The organism is uncultured Metabacillus sp. (assembly GCF_947503125.1).
In the GTDB taxonomy this organism is placed as follows: domain Bacteria; phylum Bacillota; class Bacilli; order Bacillales; family Bacillaceae; genus Metabacillus.
On the sequence record NZ_CANNCR010000078.1, the window covers coordinates 1 to 14066 of the forward strand.

A 14066-nucleotide genomic window follows, 5' to 3' on the forward strand; every position below is an offset into this window, starting at 1 on the left:
CTGAAGTTTGTTAGGCGATAGGCGCTGGAGCTGGATGTCGCAGTGCTTATCCACAGTTCAATGAATTTTATAATTTCTTAAACAATAAAAAAGCCAAGCCCTATAAAGAGCCTGACTCTCATTTTACTTCACTTCAACCCAGCCGTTTTTAATCGCAACGACTACAGCTTGTGTACGGTCATTTACATTCATTTTTTGCAGAATATTACTTACGTGGTTTTTAACAGTTTTTTCACTGATAAATAAAGCTTCACCGATTCCGCGATTGCTTTTTCCGTCCGCAAGCATTTGCAGCACTTCACATTCACGACGAGTAAGAATATGCAATGGACGTCGGATTTCTGGTTGTAAGCTCTGAGTTGGGGCAGCTTGTCCTGATGTTGTTGCAAGACGTCTAAATTCATTGACAAGATTATGGGTTACTTTCGGATGTAAGTAGGAACCGCCGTCTGCTACAACTTTTACCGCTTCGATTAGAGTGTCTGCATCCATCTCTTTTAATAAGTAGCCTCTAGCACCAGTTTTCAAAGCGTGTGTTACATAGTTTTCATCATCATGTATTGATAAAATAATGACCTTTGTATCAGCATTCACTTCGATTAATTGCTTTGTCGCTTCGACACCATTGACTTTTGGCATATTAATATCCATGATAACGACATCCGGCTTATGCGATTCAACGATTGCTAATGCCTCTTCACCGTCATCACCTTCTGCGATTACCTCAAAGCTTGGTTCGAAATCTAAAATGCGTTTTACACCTTCACGAAATAACTGATGATCATCAATAATTACAATTTTCGTCTTCATGCTTACGCCTCCCCACTGTTTATTCTAGTCTATTAGCCATCTATACCGTCAATAAGCCTTTAGAACGTATTTATCATTATTTACCATCTGTTACACAACTTGATACGGAACTTGAATCATGATAAAAGTCCCTAAGCCTATTTTCGAATCAATTGTTATTTTCCCTTCAAGGAGATCGACTCTTTCTTTCATGCCAATCAATCCAAAGGAGGTTTTGTCTTTTTTTCTTTTAAATTGTTCAAGACTAAATCCTTTACCATTATCCTTGATCACCATGGTAAAGGTCTCCTCCGCGGCTTCCACCTTGACGGAAATTTCTGTTGCTTCAGCATGCTTCAACGCATTTGTTACAGCCTCTTGGGCCAGCCTGAATAGTGCAACCTCAAACCTTGGTGACAGCCGCTTTGCTTCAAGGCAGCCTAAGCTTTCAAAGTGGATTTTTGTTTTCCCATTATATTCTTCGATTGTATTCATGTATTTTCTGAGGGTTGGAATAAGACCTAAGTCATCAAGCGCCATTGGTCTTAAGTCATAAATAATCCGGCGAACCTCATATAAGGCGTTACGAACATTTTGTCTGAGGTTGCGGATTTCTTTAAAGCCCTCTTCCGGACCGCGTTCCCGGTAAATCCGTTCGATTAGCTCTGAACGCATCATCACATTTGCCAGCATTTGGGCAGGGCCGTCATGGATCTCCCTGGACACCCGTTTGCGCTCCTCCTCTTGGGCTTCGATAATACGTAAGCCAAAGTCCTGCTTCTGCTGCGCATCCTCTAATAGAATGCCGACCTGGCGGATATCCCGATTTAAATAATTTAAGACAACCGTAATCTGACTGACAAGCGACTGGGAACGCTCAATGATTTCTTGCAAACCGAGCAGTCGCCTTTCTAAATCATCACGGCGGTCACGCAGCTGTTTTTCATGCTGCTGGATCATCGTAAGCTCAACTTGCAATTTATGGGCTTTTTCATAAGCCTGTCGGATTTCATCCTCTGAAAACTGTTTAAAATTCTTGCTTACCTCTGAAAGCCGGTTACGAGCTAACCGCGCCTGAACCTCAAGCTGATCTCCCACTTCAATCACATTGCTTACTTGAGTTTTAATATCCCTAAGTTCGACAACCAATGACTCATATTGCTGGCGCGACTGTTCACCAATTTGGAATATTTCATCCTTGCTTCCATCAACTGTTTGGATCATTTTGTCCAACACTTCATCAAGTACTTTGCTATTTATTTTGTTGGAGTTCACAATCTACCCTCCGATTTTTATACTTAAGCAGTTGTTAATAATTTCCTGTTGATTTACAATTCAGGCTCACGCTTTTAAGCAGTGATCAGGTAGACCCCTATCGTTTTAGCCACCCTTTATACCCGCAAAAATCCTTGCGAAGTCTGCCATTTACATAGTAATAATATCAATTATGAGTTTAACATAGCTATACGAAAAAATAACGATCATTACACAATATTACAAAATTCAACGATTCTCTTTTTAATTTGTCACATTAATAACGATTGAAGTAAAAAAAATGTCGTTTTATAATAATAGAATGCGCCATTTAATTTTCGCTTGCTTGTCAGGAGGTGTACAAGCATGCTTTCACATTATTATACCGTAAAAGGCTATGGAGAGCATGAAATTATTATTCAGAAATCACGTTTTATTTGCTACACAGAGCGAGTGACCACTGAGGAAGAGGCGCAACGCTTTATTCAGCAAATAAAAAAGAAGCATCATGATGCAAATCATAATTGCTCTGCCTATTTGATTGGTGAACACGATCAAATCCAAAAAGCAAATGATGATGGTGAACCGAGCGGAACAGCCGGCGTACCCATGCTCGAGGTGTTAAAAAAGAAAAAATTAAAGGACACCGCAGTCGTTGTCACCCGTTATTTTGGCGGAATTAAGCTGGGGACAGGCGGTCTAATACGCGCATACGGAAAATCTGTTTCCGAAGGATTACGTGAAATCGGAATAGTCGAACGAAAGCTCATGCGCGTCATTCACACAAAGATTGATTATACATGGCTGGGAAAAGTGGAAAATGAATTACGTTCTTCCACATTTTTAATAAAGGATATACATTATTTAAATGATGTTGAAGTGGAAACCTATGTAGAAGAAGAGAAAAAGGATTCCTTTACTGACTGGATGACTGAGCTGACGAATGGGAAAAGTGAGATTTCCGAAGGCGAGGTTACGTATTTAGAACAGGCCGTTCAAATTTAATGAGAATGAGGAGAAATTTATTTTATGAATAGAAAACAGATGAAAAAAATAAAGAAGAAAAAGAAACGTCCGATTTTAAGAAGACTGTTATTTCTAGCTTTGCTGCTCTTGATCTGTGTAGGAGGATATTTAGGGTATGTTTTTTACCAAACGTTCGAAGCGGCAAATGAATCCTATGACGATCTTGGACGTGAAAAATCCAAATTACGTGATCAGGCCGTCAGCATTTCAAATGACCCGGTATCTATTCTGCTTATGGGTGTAGAAAATTATTCAAGCGGTGGAAATGGCGGTCGTTCAGACACGTTAATGGTTGCTACCTTTAACCCTGAGGATCAAACGATGAAGCTCTTAAGTATTCCACGTGATACACGAGTAGATATCCCTGGTGAGGGAAGAGATAAAATCAACCATTCTTTCTCAAAGGGCGGAAAAGAGCTAACCATTGAAACCGTTGAAGACTTTTTAAATATTCCTATTGATTACTATGCCACTGTAAACTTCGAAGGCTTTAAAAATATTGTTGATATTGTCGGCGGGATCACAGTTAATGTTCCGTTTGATTTTACGCAAAATAGTGATGATCCAAAAGCTGAGAAGCTCGAGTTTACTGAAGGACCGATGGAGTTAGACGGACGACACGCCCTTGCCTATGCAAGGATGCGTTACCAAGATCCAATGGGCGATATCGGCCGTAATGAGCGTCAGCAAGAGGTGGTAAAAGCCGTTATTGATGAAATTGCTTCAGCTGGAACCCTTTTTAAAGTAGATCAAATAACAGATGAAGTTGGTAATAATGTTGAAACAAATATGAAGGTATCTGAACTTCTTGGCTTTTATCAAAAATACTCTGGCTTTAACACAAATAAAATTGAAACCATAAAGCTTGATGGTGCAGGGGAAGAGATTGACGGCATTTCCTATTGGATCCCTGAAGATGAAAGTGTCGAAGAAGTTCAAACAGAATTGCAAAACCATTTGGAAATCCAGCTTTCTAGTAACACTTTTGAGAAAGAAGATGAGTTTGATTCAGCAGCAGCATCAGAAGAAGAAAGCAATTAATACGAAGACAGGGACGCCTATCGAAGGCGTCCCTATTTGTTTAAGAGATATGAAAGTATAAATTTTGTACTTAGTTTTGGTGTCTAGCTCCAGCGCCTAGCCCCTCTAGGGTCTAGCCACAAATGAATTGAAGACAAAGAACGTCTTCTATTCATTTGCGTCTTATTTGCCCTAGGCTGAGCAAGGCGCTTGCGCATTTCTTATGCTATCAGAATTTATATATTTTCTTAACATAGCTTGCGTTTCTGAATCTAGCTCCAGGCGCCATCGGCTCGAGGTCATAAGTCAAACAGGAATTAAGGTAAAGAACACCTTCTATTCCTGTTCGCCTTATGCTTGTCGCCGATAGGCAGGCGCCTTGCGCTTTTTTTATGCTTAATTATTTTTTTGCGGTTTTTTTACAGCTGTTAATCGTTTAAAGGTATTAATTAGTGGCTTGCGATTTTTACCAATCAGTCCAACTATTTCTGCGATAAACTGTATCGCAATTAGGAGGATGACCATAATGAGCAGCGAAATCCAAAGAGTTGCATTTGAGAAAATGATCGCTGAAAAGCCAAAGCATGCACTAAAGAAATAAATGACTAATACGGCAGATCGATGACTGAAGCCGAGATCCACCAAACAATAATGCAAATGCATTTTATCTGGTGCAGAGATGCTTTTCTTATTTAGAACTCGTCTTATAATCGCAAAGAATGTATCAAAAATAGGTACCGCTAAAACGATAATCGGGATAATAAAGCTGAATAATGTGATATTTTTAAATAAGCCCAGCATAGAAATGATCGAGATACAGTATCCTAAAAATAATGCACCGGTATCCCCCATGAAGATCTTCGCTGGATAAAAGTTATGAATCAAAAATCCTAATGTGCTTCCAATCAAGATAAAGCAAAGGGCGACAACTAGAAATTGATAATCAGCAAAAGCCATGATCAGGATGCTGGTCATGGCAATCGTCGATACACCTGCCGCTAACCCATCGAGACCATCTATTAGATTAATCGCATTTGTAACGGCCACAATCCAAAGCACAGTCACCGGGAAGCTTATATATTCATTCAGTTCTACCATTCCAAAAAATGGAATCGTAAATTTATCAATTAAGAGCCCTGAAGATGCTACAACAATGGCAGCAACTAGTTGCCCTAAAAACTTATATTTCGCTTTTAAAGTGAATTTATCATCCAATATTCCGACAACCAATATAATAAATGCACCAAGAATAATCTCATTCATATAAATGGATTGTGGTTGCAAATAAAGAAAACCAGCAACTACCCCGCAAAAAATAGCAAGCCCGCCAAGTCGCGGCATAAGATCTTTATGAATTTTACGAGCATTTGGTTGATCAGTTGCGCCGATTTTTACTGCCAGCCTTTTTATCAATGGTGTAACAAGTACAGCCACAGCAAATGCAAGAATAAAGGCTATAATGTAGTCAATATAAGAATGCATATCATATCCACCCACTCGTGTGAGAAATTAACATCTCCTCAATCATAGCAAAAATTTATAAACTTTCAATTGTTATTTTTTTAATGTTTTATTACATTTCTTAAGTATTATCATTAACAGTCAGGTTAAAACCTATTTCGTTGACATTGTAATTGAAACATTTACTATTTTTTTAAGATAACGTTGTAAAATGTTAACAGTTTTTTCTCCTCAGAATTCCAATTATATGTTTTATTAAAGGCTACTCTACCATTATCCCCCATTTTTTTCGTCACCTGTTGATCCTCTAAAAGCGTAATGATTGCTCTTGAGATTGATTGTGGGTTCTCAGGATCAACTAATAGCCCGCTATTAGCAGATTCAACCACTTTCCTATAATGCGGGAAATCTGACGCAATAACGGCAACACCAGCAGCCATGTATTCGAAAAGCTTGTTCGGCAAACAAACCAGATGATTCGGAACAGGCAAATAAGGAATGATCCCGATCGAAGCGTTTGCTAGATATGCCTCTATTTGCTCATAGGGTACTTTGCCTTTAAATTCGATTTTTTCCTCTAACCCTTCAGACTTCACTTTATCATGAATATACTGTTCGAAGGAACTTGATTCAAAACTGCCAACGAACAGAAGCTTTGCTTCCGGCTTGCTTTTAGCTACCTGAGTGAAGCCATCTATTAACTCATTTATCCCTCTAATCGGAGTTATACCACCTAAATATAAAAGATAATCATTCTTTTTAGGTTTACTTTCCGTAGAAGCAAACATTTCAGCTAAAGGATAATTTTCAATCTTGCATGAATGGTAAGAAAGATAACGTTCGCCTACCTCATCTGTCGTATAAATAACACCGCTTAAAAATGGTATACATAGTTTTTCAATTAATTCGTAAGCAATACGAATCGGCTTTTTAAGCCATGGTTTTAAATATTTTTTGCTCATGATCGCATTTGGATAATGCTCATGCACATCAAAAATAACCGGTTTTTTTGTTAATAGCCTTAAAAGCACACCGACTGGCAAAAGCTCTGGATCATGAAAGTGATACAAATCAGCTTCTGTTTTTCTCGCAAGCTTTAAGACAGAAAATGATCGAAAAAATCGTTTCCATTCCTTTTTTGGCTTTTCGATTGGAATGAGCTCGATCGGATCGTTTTCGTTTATTTTTTCCGGTTTAGGCGCCACAAGTGTCACATGATAACCGGCTCTTGCTAATGATTTGCATTGTTTATGGTAAATACGTCCATCGTACGCATGATGAACTGTCGTTAATACACAGATTTTTTTCATTCTATCAGTTCCTTTTAGCAATCAAAGTTGTAACTTTTCCATTTATACTTTACACTATTATATTGACAATTTCTAATTTTTTATCGGAAGGAATTCATATGAAAATCGTCTATATTACACAGCATTTTCCGCCGGAAATTGGCGCAGCACAAGGCCGGGCCTATGATATGAGCAAAAATCTATCTTTCTTGGGCCATGATTTACTCGTGCTAACGACTTTTCCAAACTCGAGTAATACAAATAAGCTTTTTAAAAAAGAAACAATAAATGGTCTAGAGGTATACCGTTCCTTTAGAATCAAAGATACGAAAACAAGCTCTATAAGACGACTTGCAAATTACCTATCATTTATGATTTCTAGTATTTTTAGCGGATTGCTAGCGAAAAAGCCTGATATTATTTATGCTACCTCTCCACAGCTTTTTCAGGGAGTAACAGGCTATATTTTAAGTCGCATCCATCGTGCTAAATTTGTTTTTGAAGTACGTGATCTCTGGGTAGACTTTGCTGAGCTGCTCGGACAATTCAATAATAAAAAACTGCTTAATCTTGCAAGAAAGCTTGAAAAATTCCTTTACAGAAAAGCAGATTTAATTGTAGTCGTCACCAATGGATATAAAACACGGCTAATCGAGCAAGGGATACCTGAACATAAAATGATCGTGATTCCAAATGGTGTGGATCCCTCTGCCATTAAGCCATATAAAAAAGATCATACAATTAAAAAAGAATTTGGCCTAGAGGATAAGTTTCTAGTCCTTTATACCGGCAATATCGGAGCTGCTCAGGGCCTTCATACCGTTTTATCTGCTGCAGAACAACTAAAAGATGATCCAACTGTGTTTTTCTTATTTATCGGTGAAGGGGTAGAGAAAGAAGTCCTAAAGCAACAGGCAGCATTATCACAATTAACGAATGTTCTTTTTCTCGATAGCAAAAAAAAGGACGAGCTTACCGCATTTTATCATGCTGCAGACATCGGTATTGTCAGCTTAAAAAAGCATCCATTATTTGAAATTACCATTCCTTCAAAAGTGTTTGATTATATGGCTGTCTCCCTTCCTGTCTTAATCGGTGTAGATGGGGAAGCAAGGGAAATCGTTGAAAAAAACCAAGCCGGTTACTTTTTTGAACCGGAAAATCCAGCCGACTTTCTGCGGGTATTAAAATATGCTCAAAGCCAGCAGGAGAAGCTGAAACAGCTTAGACCTGAACTTCCGAATAAACTGCTTACATCCTTTAACCGAAAAAAACTGGCAGAGGAGCTTTCTGAAGCCCTAAACAATTTGAAGGATGCACCTAAGCAGACTTTACATAAAAAGACGACCAAATCTAATGAGTAGTTGGTCGTCTTTTTTAACGTTTAGGAAATTATAAATTTCATTGAACTGTGGATAAGCACTGCGACATCCAGCTCCAGCGCCTATCGCCTATCAAACTTCAGATCACCTCCCTACGATAAGTCAACATCGGTTCGCTTCGCTTACCGTGTTTCCTTTATCTCAGTCGATGCTCCTCCAGTTTGTACGGCGATGACCAAGGCGCTTGCGCTTTTGTTCCTAGGACTGAAATGGTTCCGGCTTATCGCTTCGTTTGCCAAAGTGATAAAGAATCGCTTCCACAATTCGTCTGGAGGCTTGGCCGTCACCATATGGATTTGACGCTTTTGACATGCTTTCATAAGTTTCTTTGTTGTTTAACAGCTCATAGGCCAGGTTATAAATGGTTTCCTCATCTGTTCCTGCCAGTTTTAATGTCCCTGCTTCAATTCCTTCAGGACGCTCTGTTGTATCCCTTAGAACAAGAACTGGTACACCTAGAGATGGTGCCTCTTCTTGCACACCGCCGGAATCAGTTAAGATAATGTGGGCTCTTGAAGCAAAGTTATGGAAATCATAGACACCTAATGGTTCGATCAAATGGATTCTTGGGTCATTTCCTAAGATTTCATCTGCTACCTCACGTACAGCTGGATTCAAGTGTACTGGGTAGACAACTTGAACATCATCATGTTCATTAATAAGGCGTTTAATCGCACGGAACATGTTTCTCATTGGATCTCCCAAGTTCTCCCTGCGATGGGCCGTTAATAAGATCATTCTGTCAGAACCGACCTTATCAAGAATTTCATGAGAGTATGTATCTTTAACAGTTGTTTTAAGCGCATCAATCGCTGTATTACCTGTCACATAAATCGATTCACTTTTTTTATTTTCTGTTAGCAGATTTTGCTCTGCTGCATTTGTTGGAGAAAAGTGAAGGTCTGCTATAACCCCTGTAATTTGGCGATTGATCTCCTCTGGAAATGGAGAATATTTATTCCAAGTACGTAAGCCTGCTTCCACATGGCCCACTGCAATTTGATTGTAAAAGGCAGCCAAGCTCGCGACAAACGTTGTTGTCGTGTCTCCATGGACAAGAACGAGATCAGGATTTACCGTCTTCATGACATCATCTAAGCCTTCTAATGCTTTTACTGTTACTCCTGTCAGTGTTTGACGATCCTTCATGATGTTCAAATCATGATCAGGTGTTACGTCGAATAATTCTAGGACTTGATCAAGCATTTGGCGATGCTGAGCTGTTACCGTTACAATGGAATCAATTTCGTCTGGATACTTTTTAAGCTCTAACACAAGCGGTGCCATTTTAATGGCTTCTGGCCTTGTTCCAAAAATTGTCATCACTTTTATTTTGCGATCCATATTAATGTCTCCTTTAATGCGTTCTATAAACTAAATTAGCATATTCTACATCATTCTACAAATTTCACTTTTGTTACAAAAAAGGTGGTGCCATTATTGAACACCACAACCATACATGTATATGCCTATATGCTTTTATATAACTCCACTAATTTTTTGCTTTCCTTTTCCCACGTTAACACCTTTTGTGCTTCCAAGCAGTTTTGTTTATAAAAAGAATATTGGTTAACAACCTCTTTAATTCCATTAACAATGCCCTCTGTGGTTTCTTCTGTTAAAACACCTGTTTTATACTGATCAATGACGACAGCTTTCCCAGGATGATTCGAAGAGACACAAGGAATGCCTGCTTGGATATATTCAAATATCTTATTTGGTGTTGAGTAATAATTGTTTTTAGAAATCTTTTCATACATAACAAGTCCTATATGTGCTTGCTGGGTATAGTAGATTAATTCTTCTGATGGTACTTGATCATGGAAAAAAACCTTCTTTTTAAGGCCCAGGCTGTGAACAAGCTCAATTAGTTCATCTTTTAAGATCCCTGAACCTATTAACACTAATTTATAGTGATCAGGCAGCTGTTTCATCGAATGAATAATCAGCTCTAAGCCGCGATAAGGAGAGAAGCCCCCCTGATAGATTAAAATACGATCATCTGCTTGAAAAGGAAATGTCCATGACTCAGGCACTTTCGGGGACACAAGCTGATTTTGATCAACAATCGGGATGTTTTGAATAAGAACACTTGGTTTTTCCCCATTACGCTCAAATAAATAATCCCTTAAATAAGCGTTCACTGTTACTAAATAATCAATCTTACGAAACAGCTTCTTTTCCATGCGATAGCCAACAAACCGATCCAGCTGATTCCGTCCGGCCATTTCATTAAAGATTTCATGAGAATCATAGATCAGCTTTGCCGAAAAGTCTTTGGCAAGCATGGTGCCCTGCCATAGTGTGTTTAAATCATGGCAATGGATCACATCAATATCCATCTTCTGTACAGATTGCTTTACCTTTTTATAAAACTCATAATAGGCCAGATAATCCTTTACAATCTTTATAACAGGCCTCCGCGCTGCCCAAACCAGCATGCTTTTAAAGCCAGATTTTCTCTGGCTTTTTCCTTTATGCTGTGAGATTTGTGCCTTCATGTTTTTCACTGTAATTTGGATATGTACGAGCTTAATGTTTTCATGTAAAAAAGGAGCAGGCTCATTGTATTCCTTCACACAAGCGAGATGGATGACATGGCCTGCCTCAGCTAATGCAAGAGCCTCCCTTTTGACCCTTGCATCATAATGAATATCTTTATACAAAAGCATTAAGATATTCATTTCGCAACACTGCTCTTCATAAATTGATCATACTCCGTTACGATCGGTCCTGTTTCCCCGACCGCTTTTTGTTCACCTAAGTGAATCCATACAACTCGATCACAAATGGATCTTACAAGATTTGATGAATGGGTGACGAGAATCACTGTACGGTCTTGTTTGATTTTCTCCATAATAGCTTGTCTGCATTTTTGTTGGAAAGCGGTGTCCCCTACTCCTAATACTTCATCAATAAGGAGGATTTCCGGGTCTAATGAAATCGCTGTGGCAAAAGCTAATCTTGATTTCATCCCAGCTGAATAAGTTCTAACCGGCTTATAAATAAAATCGCCAAGCTCAGAGAATTCAATGATTTCATCAATCTTTTCATCGATCGTTTTCTTGTTATGACCAAGAAGCAGCCCGTTCAGGTAAATATTTTCAATTCCTGGCAATTCAGGCTGAAACCCGGCACCTAATGATAGTAAAACAGGATGCTCTTCTTCATGGATAAGAAATTCGCCTTTATCAGGTGAGATCAACCCGCTTAACAGTTTAAGCAGCGTGCTTTTTCCGGATCCATTTCGCCCAATGATTCCAAGAACTTCGCCTTTTTTAACCTCAAAGTTCAAACCCTTTAATGCCCAAAAACGATCATCTTTTTTATGAAGATTTATTAACTTTTTTAAAGGTTTTTCCGTAAACTCCGGATACGAAACCCAAAGATCTTTTACTTCAATTATATTTTGAGTCAATTAAATCACCTTGGCATATTCTTTTTCATTTTTATTTAACAAGCGTAATCCCAAATATAAAATAAACACGGAAACAATTGTTAAGATAAATAACGGTAAAAACTCCGGCGGTCTTCCGTAAATCAGCACATCACGATAAGATTCTAAAAAGGTCGTAAACGGATTTAAATATAGGACCGGCACCAGGCTTTTAGGTACATCACTCATTTCAAATAAGACAGGTGATAAGTACAAAAGCACCCTGGAAATATACTGCATCATATTTTTAATATCCCTTAAAAATACCCCCAGATGCGCAAGGAATATCATGACTCCCAACAAACAGAAGGCATTTACAATAAAAATCAACGGGAAGTAAAGGACATTCCATGTGTAATCAATTCCATAAATCGCAAGGAAAATAAACAACACGACCACACTAATTAAATATTTAATACAGTTTACTAATAGACGGACAATGAGGAAAATGATCTTGGGGACATAAACCTGCTGCAAGATATTTCCCTTTGATGATATCGCATTTGTTCCTTCAACAAGACAAGCCGTTACAAATTTCAATGGAATTAATCCAGTAAATATAATGATCGGATAATCCGGACTGCCTTTTTTAAGTATGACAACAACTAATAAGTAAAAAACCGCCATATAGAAAATTGGGTCTAATATCCACCATAAAAAACCAAAATAGGTTCTTGAAGTATTAGCTTTAAAGTCAGAAGTGGTCAAGTGATAGATTAAATCCTTGTTGGCTTTAATGGCTTTGATTGTATCAATAAACATACACGTTCTCCTAACCTACAAAATGTTGCATCCTTATAATAATAAACTTAGTTCAGACTGCTTTCAAGTTTTTACTTAATGACTATCCAACAATGGATTTATTCTGTTCACAATATGTTTAAACTTCCCTATTTAATTGGCTTTCAAGAGCCCAAAAAGAGAAAGACGACCATAAAAGATTATGGTCGCAAAGGATCATTTCATGATTTCTATCTTAATAAATCAAATATATTGATAAAGATTACCGAAATTAATGTAATCAACGTCTTCAGGGTAATTCTTCACAATATTTTTCGTATCAAAAATTTGTTTTTTGGCCATACCGCTTAAATCGTCTTTTTCAATTGATTTAAATTCACTATGGTCCGTTAACACTAACACTAAGCTTGAATCTTTTACAGCTGCTTTAATATCTTGTTCAACCCAATCTTTTTTAACATGCGGGTCATAGGCAATCACTTCTGCACCTGCAGCCTTTAAGTGACCATAAATATCCATTGCCGGGCTCTCACGAACATCGTCCACATTTCCTTTATACGTAAGACCAAAGACCGTGATTTTTTTACCCTCAAAGCCATTGAGGATTTTCGCTGCATGCTCCACAACAAATGAAGGCATTGATACGTTAATATCTCTCGCCTGGTAGATTAATTTCGCTTGTTCAGGTGCTTCCGCCACAATAAAATATGGATCAACAGCTAAACAGTGTCCGCCAACTCCAGGACCTGGATGATGCAGGTTTACACGCGGATGCTTATTGGCCATTTCAATAACATCTAATGCATTAATCTCAAGCTTTGTACAAATTTTAACAAGTTCATTTGCTAATGAAATATTAACATCGCGATACGTGTTTTCCATCAGCTTTGACATTTCCGCTGTTTTTGCATCAGTTAAAATCAATTCACCTTGCACGAATGTACGATAAACATCTGCACCTGCTTTTTTACAAGCCTCGGTTACACCGCCAATAATGCGGTTATTATAAATCAGTTCATGCATGATTTGACCAGGAAGTACGCGCTCTGGGCAGTGTACAAGGAATAAGTCTTCCCCAATTGTATAACCGGCTTTTTCTAAAAGCGGTTTTACATGGTCATCTGTTGTACGAGGTGCAATTGTCGATTCAACAATCACCGTATTATTCTTTTCGAGATAAGGAATAATCGTTTCAACAGCACTCAATACATATTTTAAATCAACTGATTTATATTGATCATCTTTATTTGGCGTTGGTACAGCGATAATAAAAGTGTCTGCTTTTTCTGGTTTAGTAGAAGCCTTGAATTTTCCGGATTCCATCACATTTTCTAATGCTTCCTGCAAGCCAGGCTCTTCTATATGAATTTTCCCTTGATTTAATGAGTCAACAACATCTTGTTGAATATCTACTCCAAGCACGTCTACTCCATGCTTAGCAAACATAATCGAAGTCGGAAGGCCAATATAACCAAGACCAATTGTGACTAACTTCATAGTTCATTTCCTCCAGTATATACCAATATGTTAATTTTCAATTTCTCTTACCACATTACAACTTACTATCTACCATGTCAATTATCTGCACAAGTAAAAAAGCGCAAGGCGCCTGCCTATCGGCGACAAGCATAAGGCGAACAGGAATAGAAGGTGTTCTTTACCTTCAAT

The 14066-nt window shown here is 38.2% G+C and carries 12 protein-coding genes; 3 read left to right on the forward strand and 9 right to left on the reverse strand.

Features of this window, described 5'->3' with window-relative positions:
* Window positions 1-123 precede the first annotated feature (123 nt).
* Both Q1B07_RS24035 and Q1B07_RS24040 read right to left on the reverse strand, forming a co-directional pair.
* Window positions 124-810, reverse strand: coding sequence for a response regulator transcription factor (locus Q1B07_RS24035; RefSeq protein ID WP_299094717.1), 687 nt, complete (start codon window positions 808-810; stop codon window positions 124-126).
* 90 nt (window positions 811-900) lie between these two features.
* Window positions 901-2064 carry a sensor histidine kinase gene (locus Q1B07_RS24040; protein WP_299094715.1) on the reverse strand — a complete coding sequence of 388 codons (1164 nt, stop codon included), beginning with the start codon at window positions 2062-2064 and terminating at the stop codon, window positions 901-903.
* Window positions 2065-2409: 345 nt separating this feature from the next.
* On the opposite strand from Q1B07_RS24040, the gene Q1B07_RS24045 reads away from it, so the two are divergent.
* Complete coding sequence (locus tag Q1B07_RS24045; RefSeq protein ID WP_299094713.1) at window positions 2410-3048, forward strand: YigZ family protein; 639 nt, start codon at window positions 2410-2412, stop codon at window positions 3046-3048.
* A gap of 24 nt (window positions 3049-3072) precedes the next feature.
* Window positions 3073-4110, forward strand: a complete 1038-nt coding sequence (locus tag Q1B07_RS24050; protein ID WP_299094711.1) for an LCP family protein — start codon at window positions 3073-3075, stop codon at window positions 4108-4110.
* Window positions 4111-4485: 375 nt separating this feature from the next.
* On the opposite strand, the gene Q1B07_RS24055 is transcribed toward Q1B07_RS24050, so the two are convergent.
* Both Q1B07_RS24055 and Q1B07_RS24060 read right to left on the reverse strand, forming a co-directional pair.
* Complete coding sequence (locus Q1B07_RS24055) at window positions 4486-5571, reverse strand: glycosyltransferase family 4 protein (protein ID WP_299094709.1); 1086 nt, start codon at window positions 5569-5571, stop codon at window positions 4486-4488.
* A 164-nt stretch (window positions 5572-5735) separates the two neighbouring features.
* On the reverse strand, window positions 5736-6860 hold the full coding sequence (locus Q1B07_RS24060; RefSeq protein WP_299094707.1) for a glycosyltransferase family 4 protein: 1125 nt from the start codon (window positions 6858-6860) through the stop codon (window positions 5736-5738).
* A gap of 98 nt (window positions 6861-6958) precedes the next feature.
* Between Q1B07_RS24060 and Q1B07_RS24065 the strand changes: the two genes are divergently transcribed.
* The gene (locus tag Q1B07_RS24065; protein ID WP_299094704.1) at window positions 6959-8203 is read left to right on the forward strand and encodes a glycosyltransferase family 4 protein; all 1245 of its coding nucleotides are present in this window, start codon (window positions 6959-6961) and stop codon (window positions 8201-8203) included.
* A gap of 216 nt (window positions 8204-8419) precedes the next feature.
* Here Q1B07_RS24065 and wecB read toward each other — a convergent pair whose 3' ends face one another.
* The 5 genes from wecB to Q1B07_RS24090 all read right to left on the reverse strand — a co-directional run bounded on the left by wecB (window position 8420) and on the right by Q1B07_RS24090 (window position 13895).
* Window positions 8420-9565 carry a non-hydrolyzing UDP-N-acetylglucosamine 2-epimerase gene (gene wecB / locus Q1B07_RS24070; RefSeq protein ID WP_299094701.1) on the reverse strand — a complete coding sequence of 382 codons (1146 nt, stop codon included), beginning with the start codon at window positions 9563-9565 and terminating at the stop codon, window positions 8420-8422.
* Window positions 9566-9690: 125 nt separating this feature from the next.
* On the reverse strand, window positions 9691-10905 hold the full coding sequence (locus tag Q1B07_RS24075; RefSeq protein WP_299094698.1) for a glycosyltransferase: 1215 nt from the start codon (window positions 10903-10905) through the stop codon (window positions 9691-9693).
* On the reverse strand, window positions 10902-11639 hold the full coding sequence (locus tag Q1B07_RS24080) for an ABC transporter ATP-binding protein (RefSeq protein ID WP_046589245.1): 738 nt from the start codon (window positions 11637-11639) through the stop codon (window positions 10902-10904). Before Q1B07_RS24080 ends, Q1B07_RS24075 begins: the two co-directional genes overlap by 4 nt.
* Window positions 11640-12419: an ABC transporter permease gene (locus Q1B07_RS24085; protein WP_046589248.1), complete on the reverse strand. Its 780-nt coding sequence runs from the start codon at window positions 12417-12419 to the stop codon at window positions 11640-11642. It lies immediately after the preceding gene.
* A 222-nt stretch (window positions 12420-12641) separates the two neighbouring features.
* A complete protein-coding gene (locus tag Q1B07_RS24090; protein WP_299094693.1) occupies window positions 12642-13895 on the reverse strand; it encodes a nucleotide sugar dehydrogenase in 1254 nt (417 codons plus the stop codon).
* Window positions 13896-14066 lie beyond the last annotated feature (171 nt).

Coding starts and splice junctions, on each gene's coding strand:
- Q1B07_RS24035 (WP_299094717.1), bottom strand. CDS start 810: ATGAAGACGAAAATTGTAATTATTGATGATCATCAGTTATTTCGTGAA.
- Q1B07_RS24085 (WP_046589248.1), bottom strand. CDS start 12,419: ATGTTTATTGATACAATCAAAGCCATTAAAGCCAACAAGGATTTAATC.
- Q1B07_RS24090 (WP_299094693.1), bottom strand. CDS start 13,895: ATGAAGTTAGTCACAATTGGTCTTGGTTATATTGGCCTTCCGACTTCG.
- Q1B07_RS24060 (WP_299094707.1), bottom strand. CDS start 6,860: ATGAAAAAAATCTGTGTATTAACGACAGTTCATCATGCGTACGATGGA.
- Q1B07_RS24065 (WP_299094704.1), top strand. CDS start 6,959: ATGAAAATCGTCTATATTACACAGCATTTTCCGCCGGAAATTGGCGCA.
- Q1B07_RS24055 (WP_299094709.1), bottom strand. CDS start 5,571: ATGCATTCTTATATTGACTACATTATAGCCTTTATTCTTGCATTTGCT.
- Q1B07_RS24075 (WP_299094698.1), bottom strand. CDS start 10,905: ATGAATATCTTAATGCTTTTGTATAAAGATATTCATTATGATGCAAGG.
- Q1B07_RS24050 (WP_299094711.1), top strand. CDS start 3,073: ATGAATAGAAAACAGATGAAAAAAATAAAGAAGAAAAAGAAACGTCCG.
- wecB (WP_299094701.1), bottom strand. CDS start 9,565: ATGGATCGCAAAATAAAAGTGATGACAATTTTTGGAACAAGGCCAGAA.
- Q1B07_RS24045 (WP_299094713.1), top strand. CDS start 2,410: ATGCTTTCACATTATTATACCGTAAAAGGCTATGGAGAGCATGAAATT.